Consider the following 26,268-nt stretch of genomic DNA (forward strand, 5'->3'; position numbering starts at 1 on the left):
CAGAAGGCTGCAAAACTCTTGAAGAACAGTATATTGACGTAGACAGTGCTGTGTTTGATACGATAGGACGTGGTATGACTGTCGGAAAAATTCCGTATGCAGGGATTATACTTGTGGCATTTATGACGATAATGGTCAATTATCCCTCAAAGCTACATTCTTACACATATTCACATACCCGACAGTACACAGAAGCTGTGAATGAGTTTACCACTTTGTACAACGAAAAATACAGCAATATAAAAACCGTCTTGGCTGTAAATAATAATGTTGTCATATATAATAGTTTTGGGGTAATTCCCCAGGATAAATATTTCTATCTGCCATCGATCAGTTACAGTAAATTTCCGGAACCGGTTGACAGTCAGGCAGAATCCATTTTAAGCTGCAGAAAAAAACATATGGAAATGTATATCAAAAAGGAGTGAAAATATGTCATCGCTTTATATTATAATCCCCGCATATAATGAGTCAGAAAATATAGAAAATACTATTAATGAATGGTATCCAATAGTAGAATCTCATAATGAAGAAGGAAGTTCTCGCCTGGTCATTATTAATGATGGAAGTAAAGACAATACTTATGACCTGACTTGTGAGCTGGCAAAAACACGTCCGCTGCTCGTTCCGCTTACAAAAAGCAATGGTGGGCATGGTTCTACAGTTCTCTACGGCTACCGCTATGCTCTCCAAAATCATGCCGACTACATTTTTCAAACTGATTCTGATGGACAGACAAATCCTGCAGAATTTGAGCCTTTCTGGGAAAAACGGAATTCTTATGATGCAGTTATAGGTAACCGCCGTGAGAGAGGGGATGGAAAATCCCGTAAGTTTGTGGAAAATACTGTTTGTTTCCTTCTAAGGCTTGTTTTCGGGGTGAGAATTCCGGATGCTAATGCGCCGTTTCGACTGATGCGTGCAGAACTGGTGGCACGATACATAGGAAAGCTTCCTGAAAACTACAACCTTCCTAATATCATGTTTACCACATACTTTGTGCATTATAAGGAAAAAGTTGTTTTTCTTCCCATTTCTTTCCAGCCAAGACAGGCGGGAACCAATTCCTTAAATCTTAAGAAAATTGCGAAGATCGGGATTAAGGCTGTCAGGGATTTTTATATGTTGAAAAAAGATATGTGATATTGGATAATGCGCGGTTGATCTTCTGGTGTGAGATACAGCCGCGCAGTTTTTTTGTTTATGCAGTTGCGTCTTTTGGCGGAAACGGTTATACTGTGAGCAGTTAACAGAAATATACAAAGGAAGTCTGATATGAGAAATATAATTTTGGCTTCTGCATCACCGAGAAGAAGAGAACTGCTGACAAATGCAGGAGTAATTTTTCAGATATGCAGAAGCAATGGGGAAGAAATAATTACGAAAGAAAAGCCGGAAGATATTGTTAAGGAACTTTCTCTTCAGAAAGCTATGACAGTGGCTAAGGAGTGTAAACAGGAAGACGGAACCATTATAATCGGAGCTGATACGATTGTATCCTATGAAGGCAGAATCCTTGGCAAGCCGGAGGATGAAATTGATGCGATAAGAACGCTCTGCATGCTGGAAGGTTCTACTCATCAGGTGTATACAGGAGTTACTCTTCTGTGCAAAAAGAAGGGAATATGGGAAGCAACGGTATTTGCGGAAAAAACAGATGTGACTTTTTATCCTGTTACAGAAAAAGAAATCCGGGAATATGTCAGTACAGGAGAACCTATGGACAAGGCTGGAAGTTATGGCATACAGGGGAAATTTGGGATTTATGTGAAAGGGATTGACGGTTCTTATACAAACGTTGTCGGTCTTCCGGTAGGCAGACTTTTTTATGAGGCAAAAAAATTAGGAATTGAACTGAGAGGAATTGAAGATGATAAGGGCATGTATATTTGATCTTGACGGAACTCTGGCAAATACATTGGATTCAATGGCATATGTAGCCAATGAAATTTTAAGAAATATGGGACTTAAGGAGCAGCCGGCAGATAATTTTAAATATTACAGCGGAGAGGGGGCCGATATGCTGGTCAGAAGATGTCTCATTGATGCGGGCGACCCTGAGCTGGTACACTATGAAGAAGTACGTAACCTGTACCGCAGAAAATTTGATGAAGACCCTTTATATAAAGTGGTTCCATATGATGGCATTATTACAATGCTTCGGCAGCTGAAAGATCATGGCGCAAAACTTGCAGTATGCTCCAACAAACCCCACGAGGCTGCGATAAAAGTTATTGCAAAAATGTTCCCCGGATATTTTGATCTTGTGCTTGGACAAAGTGATCAGATACGTCGTAAACCGGCTCCGGATGGCCCTCTTAAAGCAGCAGAGGAATTCGGGGTAAAACCGGAAGAATGTATGTATGTCGGAGATACCAAAACGGACATGCTCACGGGAACCGCAGCAGGCATGTTTACGGTAGGAGCATTATGGGGATTTCGTGATAGAGAGGAACTGGAAAGTAACGGAGCACAGATCATTGCAGAAAAACCTCTGGATCTGCTTAAAATATATAAGGAGCTGAATCATGATTAAACTGGTGGCAAGTGATCTTGACGGAACACTTCTTCTTAATGGGGCACAGAGTCTTCCTGAAGAACTTTTTCCGCTTATAAAAGAGCTGAAGGATCTTGGAATTCTTTTTGTGGCTGCAAGTGGCAGACAGTATGCCAATATGAAAAGGCTGTTTGCACCTGTTGCAGATGAGATGGCTTTTATAAGCGAAAACGGCGGGCTGGCAGTGTTTAATGATGAAGTACTGTATCAGGACAGTTTTCCCAGAGAACTTGTTCTTGAAATTATAAAAGCAATAGAAAATAAAAACGGGGCAGAATTCACCTGTTCGACAAAAGATTATTATTATATCAGACCGAAAACAGAACATTTTGAAGATCTGATGCTGAATGTTGTCAAAAACAACTGCAGGATCATAAAAGATCTTTCAGAAATTACAGAACCGTGTATGAAGCTGGCAGTATATGAAAGAGGCGGAATCCTGGAAGATTCTGTCAGTTATTGGAAAGAACGTTTTGGAGACAGATGTACGGTAGTTACTTCCGGATTTGCGTGGGTGGATTTCGTGCCATTCACGACAAATAAGGCCAGAGGCCTGAAAGAGTATCAGGAGCGTCTGGGAATCCGGCCGGAAGAATGTGTGGTGTTTGGAGATGAATATAATGATATGGCAATGCTGAAGGCAGTACCTTACAGTTTTGCCATGGCACACGCAAAGCAGGGAGTACGGGAATCTGCATCGTATGAGACAGAACGGGTGGAAACAATATTAAAAAAACTGATAAAAGCAAAAGGTAATATTGAGGAGGTAATCTGAATGTATACAGAAGAATGTGTAAATACTTTTCTTAAAGAACAGGGAAGACTTTATGATGAACCAGTGGCAGAATCTTATGAAGAAGCAGAGGAATTTCTTGAGGACTGTATGGCCGTTGAGGTAAGATCCCTCAGAGAAGTGAGAAAGTATCTGGACGAAGCCGGGGCAGACGTAAGCGGTATGTCTGACCAGGATCTGGAAGATGCATGTGAAGTATTCAGGTTGCCTTCCGGTGGATATCTGATTGTGGAAGGATAATAACGGTTCGACTACATTACTGTAAAACATTCTGTTTTAGCGTTCTGTTCGGCAGGAAGTAAGACAGAATGTTTTTTTTGCTTTATGTAAACGGAAAATAGAAATTACATTACTGATGGAGCGTATGTTATAATCACTAACAGATAATTGAAAAACAAACAGGATTTATTAGAGATGAGGCAGGTAAACAAGATTACTGTGAGCAGTAACAAAATAAGTAAAGGAGGAGAAGAAATGAGAAAAAATAAAAATATCCTTGCAATACTTATGTCATTATTCATGGTTTTATCCATGCTTCCGGTATCAGTTTTTGCAGCAGAAACTGTGACGCTGGATGGCAAACTTAAGATTCATGGAACTGCAATGACAGAGAGTACTTTGAGTGCTGAGTTCAAGGAGGTAAAGCCGGAGGGTCTGACAGAAGACAGTGTCAATTATGTCTGGAGCCGGCTGACACCCGAGAATGAAGCAGCTGAAAAGGCAGGAGAAACACCGGAACTGAAAGAACTTGGCAAAGAAAAAACCTACAAAATCACAGCTGATGATGTTGGTTCAAAGATCGTGCTTACAGTTACCGGAATTGAGGATAAAGGTTTTACGGGTACTTTGAAAGCGACAACAGATACGGTAGCTGAAAAAACTGAGGTAACACCATCAGAAACACCGGCGGCAGATGCAGCAGAAGAAACTGCTTCCGAAGAAAACACGGAGGCAGCACTTCCAGAAGATACAGCACAGACTTCCGACAGTACAGCAGAAGATCAGAATCAGGATGTACAGGAAAATACAGAAGCACAGACTGATGAGACCCAGCAGGAAATTCCGGAGGCAGCACCTGCAGAAAATACAGATACAGAATCCGGCATGACAGATCAGAGCCAGGAAGTATCAGAAACTGAAGTAGCAGATCAACAGGAAACTTCCGAAAACACAGATACAGGAATTCCGGAAGCTACATCTGATGATAATACAGATGAGACAGCTGGAACGACTGCTGTCGATGGAATTCCGGCAGCCACAGAAGACGGTACTTACGGAAATTCGGCAGAAGAATCAGAACAGGAAGATGCTGCTGCGGATGAGACAAAACAGAGTGATGCCGGTTCAGAAGAAGCGGCAGTGTATTATCAGGCTTCAGCAGTAGTCGGAGACGGAACTGCAGAAGTTATGGATTTCGGTACAGTTACGGAAGGACAGGAAACGTCAGTGGAAGGTCAGTTTGTGACTGTGACCAATACAGGTACAGGTACACTTAATTTTACAGGAATCACGCCTGAGAACTTTGCAGTACAGGATATCACTTCACCACTTGAACCAGGTCAGAGCGTCCAGCTCTGGGTAAGTCCGCGTGAAGGCCGTTCTCCTGGCAGTTATGAAGATATTATTACTTATACAAGCGAAGAAGGTGCAGAAGCTTCTTTTACAGCGAAAGTTACAGTAGAAGCAGCACAGAATTCTGATTCTCAGGACAGTGACGGACAGGATAATAATGCAGAACTGCCTGAGGTGACACCTGAGACTCAGCCAGGAACACCGGAAGAAACGCCGGAAGAACCGCCGGAAGAACCGGCAGGCACAGATGAAAATACAGTAACATTACTGACGTCTTCTGAATCTGTAGAATTTACTGACAAAACACCAAAGACAGTAACCATTAAAAACTCTTCAGAAACTGCACTTACAGTAAAAGCAGCAGCGCTTAACGGAAATGTGACAGTAACTCCGGCTTCTCAGATGATCAACCCTGGTGAAAGCTTTGATTTTACGGTTACTCCGACTGAGGTACTGGATATAGAAACAACATATGAAGACAGTATTTCTTTTACAGCTGATGAAGATGAAACAAAGGCGGTAACGGTAAAAGCTTCCATAAAGATTGCGGCACCGGTACTTACCGTGGATAATCCGAAACTGGAGTTTGGAAAGGCAGTGGTCGGATATGCGGAAGCACCGAAGGAACAGTATGTGACCATTACAAATACAGGAAGCAAAGATGCAACAAATGTTGCAGTGACAAATTCAGTTACCAATTTTGAATTTACACTGAAAGATACTGTTATACCGGCAGGCCAGAGTACAACACTTACAGTGCGTCCGGTAAAAAATCTTTCGGCTAAAGGAGATGAGTATACAGACTCATTTGAAATCAGTGATGCAGAGGGAACGAATGCAGTTGTAACAGCATATTTTACAGTAGAAGATGCGAGCCACCTGCTTAATGTTTATCCTGAAGCTCTGAACTTTGCAAGCGCAAAAAAAGGATATGGACAGATATCCGGCCAGGAATTTACAGTTACCAACAGTGGAAATATGGCAGAGACTTTGATTCAGCCGGCTGCAAATAATTTCCAGATAAGCGTAGTCAGTGCAGATGCTCTGAATCTTAATCCGGGAGAGTCTGTAAGTTTTACAGTTACACCCAAAACTGGACTGAATCCAGGAGATTATTCTGAGACGGTTAAAATCGTTTGTTCTACATCAAATGCGGAAGGATCTCTTAAAGTGGATTTCCAGGTTGTAAAAGGAACTGCATCGATAACAAAGATCCAGCAGCCAGCAGAGATCAAAAATCTGGCAAATGGAACCAAAAAGGAAGCAAATGCCCTGAAACTTCCATCTACAGTAGTGATAGAAACTACAAACGGAAACATGAAGGCATCTGTCACCTGGGACATGAAGAAATGTTCCTATGATGCATCCAGCACAAAAGCCCAGTCGTTTACTGTGACAGGAGCAGTGACACTTCCAGAGGGCGTGGATAACGATAATAAAATTGCGCTTACCACAACCGTAAAAGTCAGTGTTAATGCATACTCAGCAAAACTTGCTTCTACAGATAACAATAAGATTACGGGAATTGAGTATAACGGAGTATATACAACACAATCCAAGATTTCATTTACTGCTATAGGAGCAGGAATGGATAACGGCAGTCCGAAAGAAGAAGATACCCGTTATGTTCCGCTGAACTGGACGGTGATCAATACCAATGGTTGGAACGCAGCACCGTACACTGCTTCTTTTGGACTTGCACAAAGTGGTTCTTATACACTGAAAGTAACATTCAAACAGCAAAAATATTCAGGAAGTATGTGGAGTGATACAGGCAGCTATGATACCAAGCAGGTGCCGTTCTCTGTGACAAAAGCAAAAGTAACTGCACCGGGACTGGATATTACACCGGCGGCTAATCAGAAAAAACCGGTCAAAACCGGTGACAATACACCGATTGCACCATTTGTGATTATTCTGATCATTGCGGCAGGAGCAGCCTGCGGAGTTATCGTATACAAAAAGAAACGCAAATAAAAGCTGTATCTGAATTTATATGAAACAGTATTTAACAGGAGAGGTTCCAAACAGGAGCCTCTCTTTTAATGCTATAGGTTCTAAGAGAAGTTGCCGGTGGGAATTTCTCTGTATATCAGAAACTGTTAGCACTCAAATTGAATGAGTGCTAAAAAAATCCTTGACTTTTGTGTGTAAGGGGATTAATATATAGAAAGATGTTAAAAAATGAACTAAAGGAGTGGATAATATGGCTGAAAAGCATGGAAATTTATCAATTAACAGTGAAAATATTTTCCCAATCATAAAGAAATGGCTGTATTCTGACCATGATATTTTTGCGAGAGAACTTGTATCTAATGGCTGTGATGCGATCACAAAACTTAAAAAACTTGAAGTAATGGGAGAATATACTTTCCCGGACAATTATAAACCGGCAGTACAGGTACTTGTTAATTCAGATGAAAAAACTTTGAAATTCATAGATAATGGTATCGGCATGACTGCTGATGAGGTAGAGGAATATATTACTCAGATTGCTTTTTCAGGAGCTACGGAATTCCTTGAAAAATACAAAGATAAAACAACAGATGATCAGATGATCGGTCATTTTGGACTTGGATTTTATTCTGCGTTTATGGTAGCAGACGAGGTACACATTGATACTCTTTCCTATAAAGAGGGGGCTGTACCAGTACACTGGACCTGCGATGGCGGTACAGAATACGATATGCAGGATGGTAATAAAACTACACCTGGAACAGAAATTACTTTGTTTCTGAATGATGAGAGTCTTGAATTCTGTAATGAATATCGTATGAGAGAGGTAATTGAAAAATACTGTTCTTTCATGCCGGTAAACATTTATCTTGCCAAAGAAAATGCAGAGCAGGAATATGAGACCATTGATGAAAAAGATTTACGTGACGATGATGTTGTTGTAGAACATATTCATGAAGATGCAAAGACAGAAGAAAAAGAAAATGACAAAGGTGAGAAAGAAACCGTTGAGGTTTCACCAGCAAAGGATCTTGTCAAAATCAATAAACGTCCTGTATCATTAAGTGATCCAAATCCACTGTGGATGAAGCATCCAAATGAATGTTCAGATGAAGATTACAAAGAATTTTACCGTAAAGTATTTATGGACTACAAGGAACCTCTTTTCTGGATACATCTGAATATGGATTATCCGTTTAATCTGAAAGGGATTCTGTATTTCCCGAAGATCAATACAGAATATGATTCTATAGAGGGAACTATTAAACTGTATAATAATCAGGTATTTATTGCAGATAATATCAAGGAAGTAATTCCAGAGTTTCTGCTTCTTCTGAAAGGTGTTATTGACTGTCCGGATCTTCCGCTTAACGTATCAAGAAGTGCTCTTCAGAATGACGGATTTGTACAGAAGATTTCTGAATACATTTCAAAGAAAGTTGCAGACAAGCTGACCGGAATGTGCAAAACAGACCGTGAATCCTATGAAAAGTACTGGGATGACATCAGTCCGTTTATCAAATTTGGCTGTATAAAAGACAGCAAATTTGCAGAAAAACTTCATGATTATATTCTGTTCAAAGATATTGATAACAAATATCTTACTCTGAAAGACTGTATAGAGGAAAACAAAAAAGAAACAGCAGAAGAAAAGACAGAAGAAAATGCTGAAGAGAAAAAAGACGAAAATAATGAGAGAGAACCGGAAAAAACTACTATTTTCTATGTGACAGATCCGGTACAGCAGAGCCAGTACATTAATATGTTCAGAGCTGCTGGCAAGAATGCTGTGATTCTTTCACATAATATTGATACGCCATTTATTTCTCATCTGGAGCAGAAAGATCAGACAATCCAGTTTAAGAGAATTGATGCGGATCTTACTGATGAACTCAAGGGCGATGGTACAGCAGATGAAGAAACAGCAAAAACTCTTACAGAAATGTTCCGCAAGAATCTGAATAATGACAAACTGGAAGTAAAAGTAGAAAATCTTAAAAATGAATCTGTCGCAGCAATGATGACTCTTTCAGAAGAAAGCCGTCGTATGCAGGATATGATGAAGATGTATAACATGTATGGAATGGATCCGGGAATGTTTGGTGGACAGGAAACACTTGTTCTCAATGCAAACCATCCTCTGGTTCAGTATCTTGAGAAAAATCAGGAATCTGATCATGCAACAGTGATCTGTCAGCAGTTGTACGATCTTGCTATGATCAGCCATAAACAGCTGTCTCCGGATGAAATGACAAAATTTGTTCAGAGAAGTAACGAGATTCTTATGCTTTTGACAAATAAATAGAAAACAGATAAATCATAGGCCATTTTTGCCGAATTTGCGGTAAAAATGGCCTTTTTTACATAAATATTGACAAAATCGATTGGAATTTATATATTATTATTTAAGTAATTGTCAGGAAAAGAATGGCTGTGATTTTCCGGGTAGTTATGGAATGAACTTTGGTTATGGCGAAAATTAAGAGAGATTTTTCCCCCTGCTGTAAGGTTAATGTGAAGGAACCTGAAAAGTATATCAGATGTGAGATGCCTCCCACCTCTGTAGGTGGCGAGCAACAAATATTGCATGACGCGCATCTCGCAGCAAGAATGCAGAGGCATTCTCGAATAACAGAATGATCCTTGAATTGTCGAAAAATGGGAAAAGCAGGAGGGAAGGAAAGTATGAGAGAAATTTTTCGTGTAGTCAGACATATGGGGATAACGGCAAAATATAAAGGATATTATTATGTGGCCGAAGCTGTGAATATGACAATAGAGCAGCAGGGAAAACCAATCAGAATAACAAAGGATATATATCCACGTCTGGCGAGAAAATTTAAATCAACTTCTGTAAATGTGGAACATGACATTCGCACAGTTGTAAATGTCTGTTGGCTTACAAACAGAAAAATGCTGGAAGAGATAGCTGGTTATCCTCTTCGATACAAACCTACAAACAGCGAATTTATAGATATGCTGGCATATTATGTTTTTCAGACAGGAGAAGAAAAACGAAATATTTTTACAGGTTATGGTAGTCAAGTTGATTTTTGCGGAGGTAGCTTACAATAAGAGAATCCCACAGAGATTCTGCCGATTTATCCAGAGTAAAAGTGCTGAATGCTACGCCCGTTGTGCAGATGAGTTCCTGGTTTTTGTATTGTATATTAAAAACAAAATTCTTAACTGCAGGATCAACATGGAATTCCAGTGCAGACTGACAGACAGAAGCGGCATGCAGGGGAGGGATGCAGAATACATATTTAAACTGTAAAGGTGGAATCCTGCCTTTGGTAAGAGAATAACAGTAGGACTTCAGTTCTTTCCATAAAGAATAAACACGTCCGGATTCTGTCAGAGAATTACGAATATCTGTATCAAAAAAGTCCGGATGAAGTGTACCATCAATAGAAAAATGATTAAAAGTAGTGATAGACGCCTCGATCAGAGAGAAGGAATCAAAAGTATTTCCTATAAGTAACTGATTCATAAAGGTCTTGACATTATCGATTTTTATTGCGAGCATTTGGAACTCCTTTTTCAGATTGCCATTATTATGTTACAGTAAATGACGTGGACAGTATCCCTATTATAATGCAGAATCTAAAAAAAAAACAGAGTTTTTGCAAAAAGTCTTTTCAAATATGTAGCTATATGGTAATATAGATGTGGTATTGAATACTACATATTATGGAAAAGAGGACGATATATTTGAGCTATAAAATTATCATAGACAGTTGTGGGGAGTTATTAGATCAGTGGAAAGAAGATCAGCGCTTTGAGTCAGTTGCCCTGACTCTGAATGTCGGTGGTGAAAATATAATAGATGATGATACATTTAACCAGAGTATTTTTTTGAAAAAAGTTGCAGAGTGTTCAGAATGCCCCAAATCCGCATGCCCTTCACCGGAACGTTATATGAGAGCTTTTGACTGTGATGCAGATCACATTTATGCAGTTACACTTTCTGCAGAACTGAGCGGATCGTATAACAGTGCAGTTCTTGGAAAGAATCTTCTTCTGGAGGAGAAGCCGGGCAGAAAGATTCACGTATTTAATTCGAAGTCCGCATCAGTTGGACAGACTCTGATCGGAATGAAAATACAGGAATGTGAAGAAGCAGGATATCCTTTTGAAAAAGTAATCGAAACAGTAGACGCATATATTGAAGAACAGCATACATTTTTTGTGCTTGATAATCTGGAAACACTTCGAAAAAATGGTCGCCTTAGTAAGGTGAAAGCACTGGTAGCCAGTGCACTTAAGATTAAACCGGTAATGGGCTCTACGGATGAAGGTGCAATTTGCCAGCTGGATCAGGCAAGAGGAATTAATAAGGCTCTTGTAAAAATGGCTCAGCAGATTGTGGAGAAGACACAGAACAGTGGAGCAAAGGTTCTGGCAATTTCACATTGTAACTGTAAAGAAAGAGCACAGCTGCTTCAGAAAGCACTTCAGGAAAGAATGCCAATGAAAGATGTGGTTATTCTTGATACAGCCGGTGTCAGCAGCATGTATGCAAATGATGGCGGTGTAATCGTTGCTGTGTAATAACAAATACTTCCATTTTGAATGAGTGTGTGGTATAATTAAGGGATAGAAAGCGATTTAGATACAGCAAAGGAGATTCAGATATGAGTCAGAAAAAAGTAGACAAATATAAATCAGGGAAGTATGACAGAAAAAGAACTTCCAAGAAAGAAAGACTGATAGACAGACTTGAGATTCTGGCATGGGTTGTAATCTGTGTTGCGATGATCGGCTGGATTGGTTTTTCCGCATATTCCAAGATCGCCCAGAAAGATGCCAGCACTGTACAGGAAACGGTTATGGATACTTCGGCAGTTGATAATTATGTTTCAGGTCTTTCAGCTGCTTCCAGCGATGCTGAATAAACAGGTAAAATAAAAAGTCCCCGGCTTAGCCGGGGGCTTTTATTTTGTCCGAAGACCTGAAGTGTCAGAATTAATTATAATTTTGTAACGTTAGCAGCCTGCATTCCGCGAGCGCCTTCTGTTAAATCATAAGTTACAGCCTGTCCTTCGTCTAAAGATTTAAATCCTTCGCCATTGATTGCAGAAAAATGTACGAATACATCAGCTCCGTCTTCTCCTGTGATAAAGCCATAACCTTTTTCTGCGTTGAACCATTTTACAGTTCCCTTGTTCATGATGTTACCTCCATAAAAATAAAAAGTTAAAAGTCCATCTGACGAAAAAAATCACCAGATTTTACAGACTATATCATGTAATATATAATCTCTAAAAACTAGTGATTTTATATTAAGTAATCAGCGGTCTATGTTTGGATTATATATCCAAGGGGGTAAATTGTCAAGGTATATATAAAAAAACACTTTATTAAATGGTATATTTCGTGTATTATGTTGTAGAAAGAATAGTTACTGTGAACGGAGTGAACAGTAACGAAAAGTAACAAGTTTCAGGAGGAAGCAGTTATGATCAATAAACTTATCGAAAAGATCCGTAAAACAAATGCACCAATCGTAGTAGGACTTGATCCGATGTTAAATTATATTCCAAAGCATATCCAGGAAAATGCATTTGCGGAATTCGGAGAAACACTGGAAGGGGCTGCAGAAGCAATCTGGCAGTTCAATAAAGGAATCGTAGATGCAACTTATGATCTGATTCCGGCGGTAAAACCTCAGATAGCAATGTATGAACAGTTTGGAATTCCAGGACTTGTGGCCTACAAAAAAACAGTAGACTACTGTAAATCAAAAGATCTTGTTGTGATCGGTGACATCAAAAGGGGCGATATTGGTTCCACTTCTGCAGCTTATGCTGTAGGTCATCTTGGAAAAGTCCGGGTAGGAAGCAAAAAGTATGCAGGATTTGACGAGGATTTTGCAACTGTAAATCCATATCTTGGTTCAGATGGTGTCAAACCATTCATTGATGTATGTAAAGAAGAAAAGAAAGGTCTTTTTATCCTTGTAAAAACTTCCAATCCATCCAGCGGAGAATTCCAGGACAGAATTATTGAGGGACGTCCTCTCTATGAGTGGGTTGGAGAAAAAGTAGCTCAGTGGGGCGAAGACCATATGGGTGATGAATACAGTTATATTGGTGCTGTTGTGGGGGCCACATATCCGGAAATGGGTAAAGTCCTTCGTAAACTTATGCCGAAAACATTTATTCTTGTTCCGGGATATGGTGCACAGGGTGGCAAAGGTGCTGATCTTGTACATTTCTTTAATGAAGACGGACTTGGTGCAATTGTTAATTCTTCCAGAGGAATTATTGCTGCATACAAACAGGAAGCATATGCGTCTTATGGAGAATTGAATTACGCAGATGCTTCACGTAAAGCTGTAGAAGTAATGATCGAAGATATCAGCGGTGCACTTTCCAATCGTTGACAGAAGAACAGGAGGAGAGAAATGCGTGAGAAAACAAAAGAAAGCCTGAAGATTGTCAGCCAGGAAGAAATAGGAACAGGGATTTTCAGCCTCTGGCTTCAGGCAGATCATATGGCTGCAAATGCCAGACCGGGACAGTTCCTGTCTCTTTATACAAGAGATGGAAGTAAACTTCTTCCACGTCCGATCAGTATCTGTGAGATAGATAAAGAAAACGGAAGAATCCGTCTGGTTTACAGAGTTACCGGTAAAAACACCGGCACGGAAGCTTTTTCCAGACTTCATTCAGGAGTTGCCATCGAAGCGATGGGACCTCTTGGAAACGGGTTTCCACTAGAAGAAGCAGAAGGCAAAAGAGTATTTCTGATTGGTGGTGGAATCGGAATTCCTCCAATGCTTGAAACTGCAAAACAGCTGAATGCAAAGAAAACAGCAGTACTCGGTTACAGAGATGAACTGTTTCTTAATGATGAATTTGAGAAATACGCTGATGTTTATGTTGCAACAGAAGATGGAAGTGCAGGAACAAAAGGAAATGTTCTGAATGCGATCAGAGAGAATGCACTTGAGGCAGATGTGATTTTTGCCTGTGGTCCAACACCAATGCTCCGGGCACTGAAAGAATATGCAGAAGAGAAAAACATTACATGCTGGATTTCCATGGAAGAGAGAATGGCATGCGGAATTGGTGCATGCCTGGCCTGTGTCTGCAAATCAAAAGAAATTGATGCACACTCACAGGTACACAATAAACGTGTGTGCAAAGATGGCCCGGTATTCCTGAGCACGGAGGTGGAATTATGATCAGAACAGGTGTAAATCTCGCAGGAGTTGAACTCAAAAATCCTGTAATGACAGCTTCCGGAACTTTTGGTTCCGGCGCAGAATACAGTGAGTTTGTTGATCTGAACCGTCTCGGTGGAGTTGTGACAAAAGGTGTGGCCAATGTACCGTGGCCGGGAAATCCGACACCAAGAGTGACGGAAACCGCAAGCGGAATGCTGAATGCGATCGGACTGCAGAATCCGGGAATTGATCTTTTCTGCAAAAGAGATATTCCGTTTCTTAAACAGTACGATACAAAGATAATTGTTAATGTCTGTGGAAAATCCACCGAAGACTATTGTGAAGTAGTAGAACGCCTGGCAGATGAACCTGTAGATCTTCTCGAGATCAATGTTTCCTGTCCAAATGTAAAAGAAGGAGGCATTGCTTTTGGACAGAATCCACAGGCACTGGAAGCTATAACAAAAGAAGTAAAGAAATATGCAAAACAGCCGATCATCATGAAACTCAGTCCGAATGTGACTGATATCACAGAAATGGCAAAAGCAGCGGAATCCGGAGGGGCAGATATTCTTTCTCTGATTAATACTATTACAGGAATGAAAATTGATATTTACAGGAGAACATTTGCACTGGCTAACAAGACGGGCGGAATGTCCGGACCGGCCGTTAAACCGGTAGCTGTACGGATGGTATATCAGGTTGCGCAGGCTGTATCACTTCCAATCATCGGAATGGGCGGAATTGCCACAGCAGAAGATGCACTTGAGTTTATTATGGCAGGTGCTACAGCAGTGTCCGTTGGAACTGCAAACTTCTTTAATCCGTATGCAACAGTTGAAATTGCAGAAGGAATTGAAGAATTCATGAAACAACAGAAAGTTGAAGATATCAGTCAGTTGATTGGCATTGTTAAATAAGGTAATACATATCACAGGAAAAGGCGAAAGCTTTTTCCTGTTTTTTGGGAAACGAGGTTATTGTGGAAAAGAACAGAACAAATGATATGACTGTTGGAAATCCTGTGAAACTGATTATTCAGTTTATGATTCCCATGTTTCTTGGAAATGTTTTTCAACAATTTTATAATATAGTAGATTCAATTGTGGCTGGACAGTTTATCGGTGTAGATGCACTGGCTGCAATTGGAAGCACCGGTTCACTGATGTTTTTCGTGACCGGATGGCTGAACGGTCTGAGCAGTGGGTTTGCAATTATCGTGGCGCAGCGGTTTGGTGCACGTAAATATGATGAAATGCGCCATTATGTTGCCATGTCGATTTATCTGATGGCAGCGTTTGCTGTAGTTATGACAGTCGGATTTCTGGCTTTGAATGAACCTATACTGAGACTGATGAATTCACCAGAAAATCTGATGAGTGATGTAAAAGGCTATATGGGAATTATTTATGCCGGCCTTCTTGTAACAGCAGCCTATGATATACTTGCTGCTGTTCTACGGGCACTTGGGGATTCAAAGTCACCGTTATATTTTCTTATTATTTCGGCAGGAATCAATGTGTTCCTTGATATAGCACTGATCTGCGGACTTGGAATGGGGGTAAATGGCTGCGCGTATGCAACTGTTATTGCACAGGGAATATCAGCAATATGCTGCCTTGCTTATATCAAAAAGAAATATCATATCCTGCATCTGGAAAAGAAAAATTTTCAAATCCGTCTGAACAGTTTTTCGAGACTGATCGCACTTGGGGTACCTATGGGACTTCAGTTTTCGATTACTGCTATCGGAACCATTATTGTTCAGGGTGCAGTTAATATTTATGGAACAACGTATATGGCAGGTTTTTCAGCAGCAGGAAAGATTCAGAATATCATTACGATGATCGCAGTCTCCATGGGAGCGACAATTGCTACTTATGTAGGCCAGAACCGGGGCGCAGACAGAATGGATCGCGTAAAACAGGGGGTAAATTACTGCTGGATCATGCTTCTTATCTGGAGCGTTATAGAAATGGTACTGATGTATTTCTGCGGAAGATATTTCACCTGGCTTTTTGTCAGTCCTTCCCAGACAGATGTGATCAACGTTTCAGTGACATATTTTCATACGGTTTTCTGGGCCTATCCATTCCTGTGTACAATTTTTCTCTTCAGAAATGCGCTACAGGGAATGGGATATGGCCTGGTGCCTATGATGGGTGGTGTGTTTGAACTTGTCGCAAGAACTGCAATTGTTGTTTTTGTTGCCGGGAAGACAAGTTTTGCGGGAGTCTGTCTTGCAGATCCTATGGCGTGGATTGCAGCGCTGATCCCGCTGATACCATATTATTTCCATATTATGAGGAAAACATTTTCGGCCAGAAAATAATAAAAAATGTCAAAACGCTTCAAGGAATATTGCGTCGGTAACCATTAATAAATATTTGCAATATTATGGACAAAGAAGTAATTTTATGTAAAAATAGAAATTGATAAGGTGCATGAAGGAGGAAGAGAAAGCATGAAGAAATTACGCGCTTTCCTGATCATACTGGCAGCAGTTCTGACTGTACAGATCGCTGTGCCGGTTATCAGACAGGAAGTTCAGGCAGCAAGCACCAGAACACAGAAGAAAAATGGCTTTTATAAGGAAAGAGAGGGGAAGTACTGTTACTACAAAAAAGGTAAGAAACTGAAGAAAAAATGGAAAAAAATTAAGGGTTATTACTATTACTTTGGCAAAGACGGATATGCCTATACGACGAATCACAGCGTTAAAGGTGTGCGATATCTGTTCAGGGAAGACGGACGTCTCTATAAAAAGAACCCATCTGCTTTCGTCAAAGTCAGAGGCCGTACATACTACGTAAACAAAAGAGGCGAGGTAAAGATTGGCTGGTTTCATATTGGCAAATATATGTACTATGCAGATTCGCATGGGAAGATCAAAAAAGGCGGAAGTTATCAGGGCGTAAAATTTAATTCTAAAGGCCAGGCGAAATATTCTTATTCCCTGGAAGTGAGAATGAATGTTCAGAACGTTCTGGATTCTATTACGACCAACAAAATGTCAAAGGGGCAGAAATTAAGTGCCTGCTATAATTATCTGGTACGTAACGGTGGTTTTGGGTACTCAACTGCGTATTATCCGAATCTGAGGGCCTCCAAATGGTATCTGGTAACAGCAGACAGAATGCTTACCCTGAAAAGAGGAAACTGTTACAGTTTTGCATGTGCATTTGCAGCTTTTGCAAAAGAACTGGGATACAATCCGTATCTGATGTGCGGACGTGTTCCGGGGAGCAGAGATGGAGCAAGTGACGGATACACGAGACATTGCTGGGTAATGATCGATGGCAGACATTATGATCCTGAAGGTGCTTATGCAGGCTGGGGTGGCTGCTTTGGTTCGGCTGGTTTTACAACATCTTATACGCTTCAGCAGAGGACGTTATTTAAGTTTTAATATGCGTTACAGCAGGAGGGAAAAGTATGAAAAAGAAAAATAATATTGTGTTTGCGATACTGTTCATGTTCTGCCTTGTGTTTATAAGCATGTACAATGTTCAGGCAGCAGCAAAAACTAATTGCTTTTCAAAAAATGCAAAAGGTGATGTTTTTTATTTAGATGCAAATGGCAAAAAATCAAAAGGGCTTGTTACCGTAAATGGAAAGAAATACTACTTTTCGTCAAAAGGCATTCAGAGAACCGGCTGGCGCTGTATCAATAAGAAATACTATTTCTTCAGACAGAGTAATGGTGCCGGCGGTTATATGAAAACATCTACAAAAGTAAATGGAATCCGACTTAAAAAAAATGGCACTGCTTCATATAACAAAAAACAGCTTCGTAAACTGAAAGTTATGGTTTACGCCAGCAAAGTAGTGGACAGTATTACAAACAACAAAATGTCAAAATCACAGAAACTGAGGGCATGTTATAATAAGGCACTTACTTTCCGGTATGGTGATGGCGGTACCTTTTATTACAGTTCTACCTGGGATGTGGATTATGCAGAAAGAATGCTTCTCAGAGGAAGAGGCAACTGTTATGCCATGGGAGCAGGATTTGCGTATCTTGCAAATGCTGTGGGATATAAGGCATATACCGTTTCGTCAGGCGGACATGGCTGGGCGGAAATAAAAGGAAAGGTTTATGATCCGAACTGGGCAAAAAGTACCGGGAAAAAAGAATGGTATTATGCAATGAATTACAATCTCAGTGGAAGAGAAGGAAGGCCGAATTACAAACCGAATAGAAAGTATGTCAAGGGCATCTGATGATATTGTAATAAAATATTGAAATGTTAAAATAATACAAAAAAGAAAGGAAAAAGAAAAATGAAAAAGAAAAAAACATGCAGATTTTTAATGATCGCACTGATTCTATGTAGTCTTGTTGCAGGAATGGTTCCGGCAACAGTATCAGCTGCAAAAAAGACAGGCTGGGTAGAAGAAACTAACGGATATTGCTATTATGTAAAAGGAAAAAAGGTTAAAAACAAGCTCAAAAAAATCAAAGGTAAAACATATTATCTCGGATCTGACGGTGTGCGCAAAACAGGCTGGTATACAGTTAAGACAAAGAGCAAAGGCAAAACTGTATATAAAGCAATGAAATTTAATGCAAAAGGCGCTTACACAGGTAAATCCCAGTCTGTAAATGCAAAAATGATCAAGAAAGCAGACGCTGTTATTAAGAGCCAGAAGATCGGGACAGGAGTTACAACAGCAGAACAAAAAGAAGCAGCTCTTAAGAAACTTTTTAATTGCACAAAGAAATATGGTTATGGACGTGTGATGGGTCTGAACAGCAGAAGCTTCAATAAGAGAAAGATCACTGACAGTGCCTACAAAATGATGAGTAAGAAAAAAGGTAACTGCTATTATTCTGCATCTGCATTTGCCGTACTTGCAAAACGTGCAACAGGTCTTCCGGTACGTGTATGCTGGGGAACAAGCACAGTATTTAATGAAAAGAGAGCACAGGAACATGCATGGACAGAGGTAAAACTCGCTGACGGTAAATGGCATGTTTATGATCCGAATGCAGCACGTTTTTCTACGAGAAAAGATGTCGGAACATATGCACAGGAGGTATCTTCTGTAAAATCTGTATACAAAGCAGTGAAAAAATGCGAAGTGATTCTGTAATATAGAGGTATAGTATGAAAAAGTGGATGAAAGTACTTGCAGTAGTACTGTGTCTGTGTTTCCTGCAGACACCTGTAATGGAAGGCGTTACTTCTGTAACTGAAGTACAGGCTGCAGTCAAAAAAGGACTCAAAAAAGAAAAAGGAAAATATTATTATTATGTCAGAGGTCGAAAAGTAAAAAACACCTGGAAAAGCGTTAAAATAAAAAACAAAAAAACACATAAAAAAGTGACTTACAGATTTTACTTCGGTAAAAACGGAGCTGCTTATAAAGGTGGAAGTAAATGGGGTGAGCCATATCTCGCCATCAAAACCATCAAAGGTAAAAAATATGGCTTTGACAAATACAGCCATATGGTAAAAGGCGATTATGTTTCGAAAGGTAAATTCTGGTGCTTTAACTCCAGAACCGGAAAATACGATGCAAAACGTACTCAGAAACTTCGCAGTGCATCAAAAGAACATTCCAGTGCTGCGGTTCTGTTTGCACTGATCGGCAGCCCGCGTAAGAGAACAGCAGTTGACGGTTGCTACGGAGATGGACAGGAATATCAGCTTGATTATGCGAACTATCGTGTAGGCACATTTGTAAGCCGTGCAACAGGACAGGAAACAGTTATTGAAGTAGTATCAAAATAAATAAAAAGAACAGGTAGAGACAACCATGGTTTTTAGTTCAATGGTGTTCCTGTGTGTCTTTTTACCGGTAGTTTTTGGCTTGCATCTCGTATTGCCCGGGATGCGGGCCAAAAACATACTGCTTGTAATTGCAAGTCTGGTTTTTTATGCATACGGTGAACCAATTTATGTAATAGTGCTGATCCTTTCGGCTTTTGGAAACTATCTGTTTGCAAGGCTGATCGCAGCATTACCTCAAAATAAAAAATGGATTATGACAGCAGCAGTGATACTGAATATCGGACTGCTGATCTTCTTTAAGTATCTGGGTTTCCTGGCAGATTCTCTTTATGCTGTTACGGGACTGAGCGTTTCAGTTCCTGATATAAAGATGCCGATAGGAATCTCATTTTTTACGTTCCAGGCATTATCTTATGTGATCGATGTATACAGAGGAACGGTTGAAGCACAGAAAAATTATGGCAAAGTGCTTCTTTATATTTCCTATTTCCCGCAGCTGATCGCAGGGCCAATCGTCAAATATCACGATGTGGAACTGGAGATCAATAACCGTAAACAGACAGTAGATGAAACTGGCAAAGGTATCCGCCGTTTTGTGGCAGGTCTGTCAAAGAAAGTACTTATTGCAAATACAATGGGAATGGTGGCAGACAATATTTTTAATGCATCAGCGGGGCTTCTGTCAGGTACAGGTGCGTGGATTGGCGCACTTTCCTATATGCTTCAGATTTATTTTGATTTCAGTGGTTACAGTGATATGGCACTGGGACTTGGAAGAATGTTTGGATTCCATTTCAAAGAAAACTTCGATTATCCATACGTGTCCTCCAGTATCCGCGAATTCTGGAGAAGATGGCACATCTCCCTGTCCGGCTGGTTCCGTGAATACCTGTATATTCCGTTAGGAGGAAACAGGAAGGGAAAATTCCGCACAGTTGTGAACAAGATGATCGTATTTCTTGTAACAGGTATCTGGCATGGCGCTTCTCTGAACTTTCTGTTCTGGGGAGCCTATCATGGATTTTTCCTGATGCTGGAAGAATATGTACCTGCAATAGCGAAGAAAGGTGGACGTCTGAAGAGTATTTTTCAGCATATCTATGCACTCCTTGCAGTATGTATTGGATTTGTATTTTTCAGGGCCGATACTATGGCACAGGGTGGGCTTTTTGTGAAAAAAATGTTCACAGGATTTAATATGAGTGCGGGTGCGCTGAGTCTAGTAATGCAGCAGCTGACACCGGTTTATATCCTGACGTTTGTATGTGCTCTGATCGCATGTACACCGGTACATAAGATGTTGAGCAGAAATGAAACTTACAGTAAACTGACATATGTGTTCAGCCTCGGAGGTTTTTTACTCTGTATCCTGAGCCTTGCCGGTGGAACTTATAACCCGTTTATTTATTTTCGCTTTTAGGAGGAACTGGTATGAAAAAATTACAGGTGCTGTATATTGCGGCATTTTTTGCAGTCTGCCTGGTTCCTTTTGTGGGAATGGCGGTGACAGGCCAGGAAAGTTCTTCCGAAAACAGAACTCTGGCAGAATTTCCACAACTTAAGACAGAAGAGGGCATCAATGTACAGTGGCTGAATGATGCTGGAGAATATTTTCAGGATCACTTTGCATTCCGTAATGAACTGGTTACGGCAAATGCCCTTATTAATGGTAAAATACTGGGAACATCTACTGCTTCCGGTGTGATCCAGGGGACAGACGGTTGGCTTTATTACAAAGACTCTCTGGAAGATTATCTCGGAGAAAATCTTCTGAAAGACAGAAGCCTTTATAATATTTCTCATATTCTGTCTCTAATGCAGGAATATCTTGCAGAAAAAAATGTTCAGTTTGCATTCACTGTTGCACCGAACAAGAATTCATTATATGATGAAAATATGCCATATTATGACAGCTACAAAGTATCTGATAATAAAAATCTCATTAACCTTCAGAAATATCTGAAAAATGAAAATGTTTCTTACGTGGATCTTTATGAGCCACTTGCAAAAGCAGATGAGATTTTATATCATAAAAGAGATTCACACTGGAATAACAAAGGCGCTGCCTGCGCATCAGATTTTTTGCTGGAGGGGCTTGGAAAAGAGCATGAGTCCTATACGGACGAAACCTACACAGTAAAGACTGACTTTACCGGGGATCTGGACGAGATGCTTTATCCTCTTGCAACAACACCGGAAGATGAAATATATTATGACAGACAGACAACATTTGCTTATGTTGGAGAAGTGGGAAGTAATTTTGATCCAAGGATAACCACAGTAAATCCTGTAAAGACAGGAAGTCTTGTTATGTACAGGGATTCTTTTGGAAATGCACTTCTTCCGTTTATGGCTGATGCATATGGAAATGCCTATTTTTCAAGAGGAATTCCTTATCAGCTGACAGACGTGGATACAATGGTGGCTGATACGGTTGTTGTAGAAAGAGCAGAGCGTTTTCTTCCGGAAATGGCGGAGAGTGCACCGGTAATGCCTGCACCTGAAAGAACAGTCAGCACAGGTGAAGACAAGGCTGATCCGGAGGCAGTAAAAGATCTGGAAATTATCACTCAGGGAAATTACCTGAAAATCAGTGGAAGAATAGCAGAAAAATATCTGGATACAGAATCAAGAATATATGTAAGAACAGATGGCGATAAGGTATATGAAGCCTTTCCAAATGATGTGACACTGGATGACGGTTCAACAGACTGTGGAGGTTTTACATTGTATCTTCCTGTTGGAACAGCCACAGAAAAAGGTAATCTGGAAATTCTTACAGGTAATGATGAAAGTGCAGATATTATTTTTGCAAAGGACTGACAGAGGAGGAAACCAAAATGAAAAGAAGAGTAATTGAAACAATTTTAAGCCTTGCACTTACAGTAGCGATGGTTACAGGAGCTCCTGCAATGACATTTGCAGCAGAAGATACTGCTGTTGAGCAGACTGAAACAACTGATGAGGCAGATGAAGCTGCAGCAGAAGATTTTCAGGTCGGAGATCTTACAGTTAAAAATACTACAACTGTAAAAGTAAAAAATGCAGAAATAAAAGAAGGCGTCAAAGAAACAGCAGACAGTATAGCTGCAGCAGAAGAAACAGCAGACGCTGATTCAAAAGAAGCAACAGAAGCAACAGCAGACGCTGATTCAAAAGAAGCAACAGAAGCAACAGAAGAAAAAATCAACAACCTTGTACTTACAATGGAAGACGGAACAGAACACATTTTTGAAGATGTAAAAACAGAAGACTGGAATGAACCTTCTCTTTATGAAGAGTACGGTATGTTTTATATCAGCTACAAAGATGTAGCAGGCAAAGATCAGGAAGCTTCAGAGAAAGCGGATGAAAAGGCTTTTGATGAAGAAAAAACAGTCTATGCAACAACAAAAGTAAATGTGCGTGAAGAGCCTTCCACAGATGCAAAAGCTGTCAAAGTTGTTGTACTTGGCGCCGAGTTCAAGGCAACAGCAGTATGCCCTGGCTGGATCAAGGTAAAAGGCGAGACAGTAGAGGGATATGTATCTCATCTCTATGTGACAGAAGATAAAGAAAAAGTTGACCAGCTTGTTGCTGAACAGAAAGCAGCTGAAGAAGCAGCAGCTAAGGCGGCGGCAGAAGCGCAGGCAGCAGCGGCAGCACAGGCTCAGGCAGCGGCAGAAGCACAGGCCGCAGCAGCAGCGCAGCCTGTAACAGAAGTAAGCCGTCAGGCATATGATGACTGCGACGGAAGCGGACATGGATATTATGAGATCACTTATTCAGACGGAAGCGTCGGATATGAAGAGTATTAATGAGTGGTTTTTGACCGGGCTGCGGTGAATGAAGTGAACAGAAACTATAAAAACTGAAGAGTACACTGAATCAGAAGTACCTGCTGGCAGACGATGATGAGTCATGCCGACAGGTATTTTTTGAACAGGTTTGTAATTGTTATTTTTTCTGTAGTATGTTAAAATATGAAAGAATATAAGTTTATTTAAAAATTAAACAAAAGATATACTTACGGAGGTTTGGATATGGAACAGTATAAACAGGAATTTATAGAGTTTATGGTAGACAGCCAGGTGCTGAAATTTGGAGAATTTACACTGAAAAGTGGAAGAAAATCTCCTTTCTTTATGAATGCAGGCGGCTATGTAACAGGTTCCCAGCTGAAAAAACTCGGAGAATATTATGCAAAGGCTATTCATGATAAATATGGAGATGATTTTGATGTACTGTTTGGACCGGCGTACAAGGGAATACCGCTCAGCGTTGTAACAGCAATTGCATTCAGTGAATTATATGGTAAAGAAATCCGTTACTGCTCAGACCGTAAAGAAGAAAAAGACCATGGTGCAGATAAGGGAAGCTTTCTCGGAAGCAAATTAAAAGATGGTGACCGTGTGGTTATGATCGAGGATGTTACAACATCAGGCAAATCAATGGAAGAAACAGTTCCGAAAGTAAGAGGAGCAGCAGACGTTGAAATTGTTGGACTTATGGTATCTCTGGATCGTATGGAGATTGGTAAAGGCGGAGTGAAATGTGCACTTGATGAAGTACATGACCTTTATGGATTTGAAACAAACGCCATCGTTACAATGGCAGAAGTTATTGAACATCTTTATAACAGAGAATACAAAGGACAGATCATTATTAATGATGAGCTGAAAACAGCTATTGATGCTTATTATGCACAGTACGGAGCAAAATAAGCAAAAGAGAACTGTAACTGTGTATATCAGCTGGGAGATGACTCCCACCTCTTTAGGTGGCGAGGAGCAAATTAATATCAGTGGTGGGAGTCAATCTCCCATCTGATATAGCCTCCGGCAGGATTGCAGAGATGCGCAAAAGAAATATGTCATGCTTTGCATGACGCACATCTCGCAGCAAGAATGCCGAGGCATTCTTTAATTGACAGGAGGCCTGAATTTGAACGAAAAAATATATAAAACAATGTCAAGAATTGGTGCATGCAGTGTTGCTGTAGGAATTGTAACACTGGTAACAGGAATTGCCGCAGGTGTAATGATGATCATCAGCGGTGCCAGACTTCTGAAAAGAAAATCAGATATTTTAATATGATTTTGGTTAGGGGCAGACATTGAAAGATAATACGAAGCGTAAAATCAGACGACTGAGCCTTCTTCTTTTTGTGCTGTATATATTGCTTCTGGTATACTTTCTGTTCTTTTCAGAAGAATATGGACGTATTGCAACCGAGGAGCGGATGTATCGATACAATCTGATACCATTTGTGGAGATCCGAAGATTCTGGGTCTACAGAAAACAGCTGGGCGTACTGGCTGTTTTTACAAACATATTCGGCAATGTGATCGGATTTATTCCATATGGATTTATCCTGCCGGTGATCAACAGAAAATGCAGAAGTGGTTTTTTTATTATATTGTCAGGATTTATGCTCAGTCTGTTTGTGGAGACTGTTCAGCTTGTTACGAAGGCAGGCTGCTTTGATGTGGATGACCTGATTCTGAATACACTTGGGGCAGCAGTTGGTTATCTGGCTTTTGCTGTCTGTAATTATCTGAGGAGAAAGCATTATGGCAAAGCGATATAGATATGCAATAATAAAGAAGAAAGAATCATCAAAAGGGAAGCTGTCAGTGGGACTGGCGATTGCTTCCCTGTTGCTGTTTGTAGCGGCTGTAATAACCGCTTATTTATTAAACGGTACTTATGGATTTGTAGTAGGAGGAATCTGTCTGTTTGCAGCACTTTTATCCGCAGATGGTTTTATACTTGGGCTTACAGGTTTTTCAGAGGAAAACAGACTGCATCGGACGAATATCGTGGGTTCGATTTTGAATGGAATTATTCTGGTATGCTGGCTGGGATTTTTCCTGATGGGGGTATGATATGAAAGATCGTTTACAGAAACAGATGGATTTTATTGTCGAAATCGACAAAGTCAAAAAAATCATGCGTCAGACATATCTTGCAGATGCAAGCCGGAAAGAAAATGATGCTGAACATTCCTGGCATCTTGCGCTGATGGCTGTCCTTCTGAAAGAGTATTCCAACGAAGATGTAGACCTCTCGAAGGTGATTCCGATGGTTCTGATACATGATCTTGTGGAAATTGATGCAGGAGATACATATGCTTATTCTGGAGAAGATCCGGAAGAGACAGAAGCACGGGAACGAAAGGCAGCGCTGAGAATATTCGGAATGTTGCCGGAAGATCAGGGACAGTGGCTCAGGAGTCTCTGGGAAGAATTTGAAGCATATGAAACTCCGGAGGCAAAATTTGCGAGAACGCTGGATAACTGTCAGCCGCTGCTTCTGAACGATGCTTCAGATGGAAAAAGCTGGAAAGAGCATGGCGTTCATAAAAGTCAGATTTATAAAAGAAATCAGCATACAGGAGAGGGATCCCGGGAAATCTGGGAATATATGCAAAAACTTATAGACAGACATATTCAGCTTGGGCATGTAACAGATGACTGAAAGGAGATACGCATTTGGA

At 40.4% G+C, this 26,268-nt stretch carries 28 protein-coding genes; 26 read left to right on the forward strand and 2 right to left on the reverse strand.

Annotation, left to right across the window (positions count from 1 at the left end):
- The first annotated feature begins 432 nt into the window (after nt 1-432).
- The 8 genes from ACTNB8_RS04020 to ACTNB8_RS04055 all read left to right on the forward strand — a co-directional run bounded on the left by ACTNB8_RS04020 (nt 433) and on the right by ACTNB8_RS04055 (nt 9,953).
- The gene (locus tag ACTNB8_RS04020; protein ID WP_441052490.1) at nt 433-1,143 is read left to right on the forward strand and encodes a glycosyltransferase family 2 protein; all 711 of its coding nucleotides are present in this window, start codon (nt 433-435) and stop codon (nt 1,141-1,143) included.
- 132 nt (nt 1,144-1,275) lie between these two features.
- The gene (locus tag ACTNB8_RS04025) at nt 1,276-1,893 is read left to right on the forward strand and encodes a Maf family protein (protein ID WP_441052492.1); all 618 of its coding nucleotides are present in this window, start codon (nt 1,276-1,278) and stop codon (nt 1,891-1,893) included.
- Nucleotides 1,871-2,536, forward strand: coding sequence for an HAD family hydrolase (locus ACTNB8_RS04030; protein ID WP_441052493.1), 666 nt, complete (start codon nt 1,871-1,873; stop codon nt 2,534-2,536). Before ACTNB8_RS04025 ends, ACTNB8_RS04030 begins: the two co-directional genes overlap by 23 nt.
- Nucleotides 2,529-3,332, forward strand: a complete 804-nt coding sequence (locus tag ACTNB8_RS04035) for an HAD family hydrolase (protein WP_441052495.1) — start codon at nt 2,529-2,531, stop codon at nt 3,330-3,332. Before ACTNB8_RS04030 ends, ACTNB8_RS04035 begins: the two co-directional genes overlap by 8 nt.
- A complete protein-coding gene (locus ACTNB8_RS04040; protein ID WP_296156345.1) occupies nt 3,333-3,590 on the forward strand; it encodes a glyoxalase in 258 nt (85 codons plus the stop codon).
- Between the two features lie 234 nt (nt 3,591-3,824).
- A complete protein-coding gene (locus ACTNB8_RS04045; RefSeq protein WP_441052497.1) occupies nt 3,825-6,899 on the forward strand; it encodes a choice-of-anchor D domain-containing protein in 3,075 nt (1,024 codons plus the stop codon).
- 229 nt (nt 6,900-7,128) lie between these two features.
- Nucleotides 7,129-9,183, forward strand: coding sequence for a molecular chaperone HtpG (gene htpG, locus ACTNB8_RS04050; protein WP_441052499.1), 2,055 nt, complete (start codon nt 7,129-7,131; stop codon nt 9,181-9,183).
- 380 nt (nt 9,184-9,563) lie between these two features.
- Nucleotides 9,564-9,953 carry a sporulation initiation factor Spo0A C-terminal domain-containing protein gene (locus tag ACTNB8_RS04055; protein WP_441052501.1) on the forward strand — a complete coding sequence of 130 codons (390 nt, stop codon included), beginning with the start codon at nt 9,564-9,566 and terminating at the stop codon, nt 9,951-9,953.
- Here ACTNB8_RS04055 and ACTNB8_RS04060 read toward each other — a convergent pair.
- Entirely contained in the window at nt 9,904-10,407 is a 504-nt protein-coding gene (locus tag ACTNB8_RS04060; RefSeq protein ID WP_441052503.1) for a DUF5721 family protein, read from the reverse strand. The two genes, ACTNB8_RS04055 and ACTNB8_RS04060, sit on opposite strands and share 50 nt — an antisense overlap.
- Before the next feature lie 185 nt (nt 10,408-10,592).
- Between ACTNB8_RS04060 and ACTNB8_RS04065 the strand changes: the two genes are divergently transcribed.
- Together ACTNB8_RS04065 and ACTNB8_RS04070 are read left to right on the forward strand one after the other, a co-directional pair.
- Nucleotides 10,593-11,432, forward strand: coding sequence for a DegV family protein (locus ACTNB8_RS04065; protein WP_441052505.1), 840 nt, complete (start codon nt 10,593-10,595; stop codon nt 11,430-11,432).
- A gap of 83 nt (nt 11,433-11,515) precedes the next feature.
- Nucleotides 11,516-11,776 carry a hypothetical protein gene (locus ACTNB8_RS04070; protein ID WP_441052507.1) on the forward strand — a complete coding sequence of 87 codons (261 nt, stop codon included), beginning with the start codon at nt 11,516-11,518 and terminating at the stop codon, nt 11,774-11,776.
- A gap of 74 nt (nt 11,777-11,850) precedes the next feature.
- On the opposite strand, the gene ACTNB8_RS04075 is transcribed toward ACTNB8_RS04070, so the two are convergent.
- On the reverse strand, nt 11,851-12,051 hold the full coding sequence (locus ACTNB8_RS04075; RefSeq protein WP_005425201.1) for a cold-shock protein: 201 nt from the start codon (nt 12,049-12,051) through the stop codon (nt 11,851-11,853).
- Between the two features lie 288 nt (nt 12,052-12,339).
- On the opposite strand from ACTNB8_RS04075, the gene pyrF reads away from it, so the two are divergent.
- From pyrF to ACTNB8_RS04155, 16 genes are all read left to right on the forward strand, one after another.
- On the forward strand, nt 12,340-13,266 hold the full coding sequence (gene pyrF, locus ACTNB8_RS04080) for an orotidine-5'-phosphate decarboxylase (RefSeq protein WP_441052521.1): 927 nt from the start codon (nt 12,340-12,342) through the stop codon (nt 13,264-13,266).
- Nucleotides 13,267-13,287: 21 nt separating this feature from the next.
- The gene (locus tag ACTNB8_RS04085) at nt 13,288-14,070 is read left to right on the forward strand and encodes a dihydroorotate dehydrogenase electron transfer subunit (protein ID WP_441052525.1); all 783 of its coding nucleotides are present in this window, start codon (nt 13,288-13,290) and stop codon (nt 14,068-14,070) included.
- Nucleotides 14,067-14,972, forward strand: a complete 906-nt coding sequence (locus ACTNB8_RS04090; protein WP_441052526.1) for a dihydroorotate dehydrogenase — start codon at nt 14,067-14,069, stop codon at nt 14,970-14,972. The genes ACTNB8_RS04085 and ACTNB8_RS04090 overlap by 4 nt, the downstream gene beginning before the upstream one ends.
- 86 nt (nt 14,973-15,058) lie before the next feature.
- Nucleotides 15,059-16,384 (forward strand): MATE family efflux transporter, encoded by a 1,326-nt coding sequence (locus tag ACTNB8_RS04095; RefSeq protein ID WP_441052559.1) that lies wholly within the window; start codon nt 15,059-15,061, stop codon nt 16,382-16,384.
- Nucleotides 16,385-16,516: 132 nt separating this feature from the next.
- Complete coding sequence (locus ACTNB8_RS04100) at nt 16,517-17,461, forward strand: transglutaminase domain-containing protein (protein WP_441052527.1); 945 nt, start codon at nt 16,517-16,519, stop codon at nt 17,459-17,461.
- A gap of 26 nt (nt 17,462-17,487) precedes the next feature.
- Nucleotides 17,488-18,276, forward strand: coding sequence for a hypothetical protein (locus tag ACTNB8_RS04105; protein WP_441052528.1), 789 nt, complete (start codon nt 17,488-17,490; stop codon nt 18,274-18,276).
- A 60-nt stretch (nt 18,277-18,336) separates the two neighbouring features.
- Nucleotides 18,337-19,149 (forward strand): transglutaminase-like domain-containing protein, encoded by an 813-nt coding sequence (locus ACTNB8_RS04110; RefSeq protein ID WP_441052529.1) that lies wholly within the window; start codon nt 18,337-18,339, stop codon nt 19,147-19,149.
- A gap of 14 nt (nt 19,150-19,163) precedes the next feature.
- Nucleotides 19,164-19,790: a hypothetical protein gene (locus ACTNB8_RS04115; protein ID WP_441052530.1), complete on the forward strand. Its 627-nt coding sequence runs from the start codon at nt 19,164-19,166 to the stop codon at nt 19,788-19,790.
- A gap of 25 nt (nt 19,791-19,815) precedes the next feature.
- The gene (locus ACTNB8_RS04120) at nt 19,816-21,210 is read left to right on the forward strand and encodes an MBOAT family O-acyltransferase (protein WP_441052532.1); all 1,395 of its coding nucleotides are present in this window, start codon (nt 19,816-19,818) and stop codon (nt 21,208-21,210) included.
- A gap of 11 nt (nt 21,211-21,221) precedes the next feature.
- Complete coding sequence (locus ACTNB8_RS04125) at nt 21,222-22,613, forward strand: alginate O-acetyltransferase AlgX-related protein (protein WP_441052533.1); 1,392 nt, start codon at nt 21,222-21,224, stop codon at nt 22,611-22,613.
- Nucleotides 22,614-22,630: 17 nt separating this feature from the next.
- A complete protein-coding gene (locus tag ACTNB8_RS04130) occupies nt 22,631-23,587 on the forward strand; it encodes an SH3 domain-containing protein (protein ID WP_441052535.1) in 957 nt (318 codons plus the stop codon).
- Between the two features lie 225 nt (nt 23,588-23,812).
- The gene (gene pyrE, locus ACTNB8_RS04135) at nt 23,813-24,493 is read left to right on the forward strand and encodes an orotate phosphoribosyltransferase (RefSeq protein ID WP_441052536.1); all 681 of its coding nucleotides are present in this window, start codon (nt 23,813-23,815) and stop codon (nt 24,491-24,493) included.
- 220 nt (nt 24,494-24,713) lie between these two features.
- Nucleotides 24,714-24,866: a hypothetical protein gene (locus ACTNB8_RS04140; protein WP_441052538.1), complete on the forward strand. Its 153-nt coding sequence runs from the start codon at nt 24,714-24,716 to the stop codon at nt 24,864-24,866.
- 19 nt (nt 24,867-24,885) lie between these two features.
- On the forward strand, nt 24,886-25,359 hold the full coding sequence (locus tag ACTNB8_RS04145) for a VanZ family protein (protein ID WP_441052540.1): 474 nt from the start codon (nt 24,886-24,888) through the stop codon (nt 25,357-25,359).
- On the forward strand, nt 25,343-25,657 hold the full coding sequence (locus ACTNB8_RS04150) for a DUF6142 family protein (protein ID WP_441052541.1): 315 nt from the start codon (nt 25,343-25,345) through the stop codon (nt 25,655-25,657). Before ACTNB8_RS04145 ends, ACTNB8_RS04150 begins: the two co-directional genes overlap by 17 nt.
- A gap of 1 nt (nt 25,658) precedes the next feature.
- A complete protein-coding gene (locus ACTNB8_RS04155; RefSeq protein ID WP_296156374.1) occupies nt 25,659-26,249 on the forward strand; it encodes an HD domain-containing protein in 591 nt (196 codons plus the stop codon).
- Nucleotides 26,250-26,268: the final 19 nt, after the last annotated feature.

Source organism: Blautia sp. HCP28S3_G10, assembly GCF_052065235.1.
GTDB lineage: Bacteria > Bacillota > Clostridia > Lachnospirales > Lachnospiraceae > Blautia_A.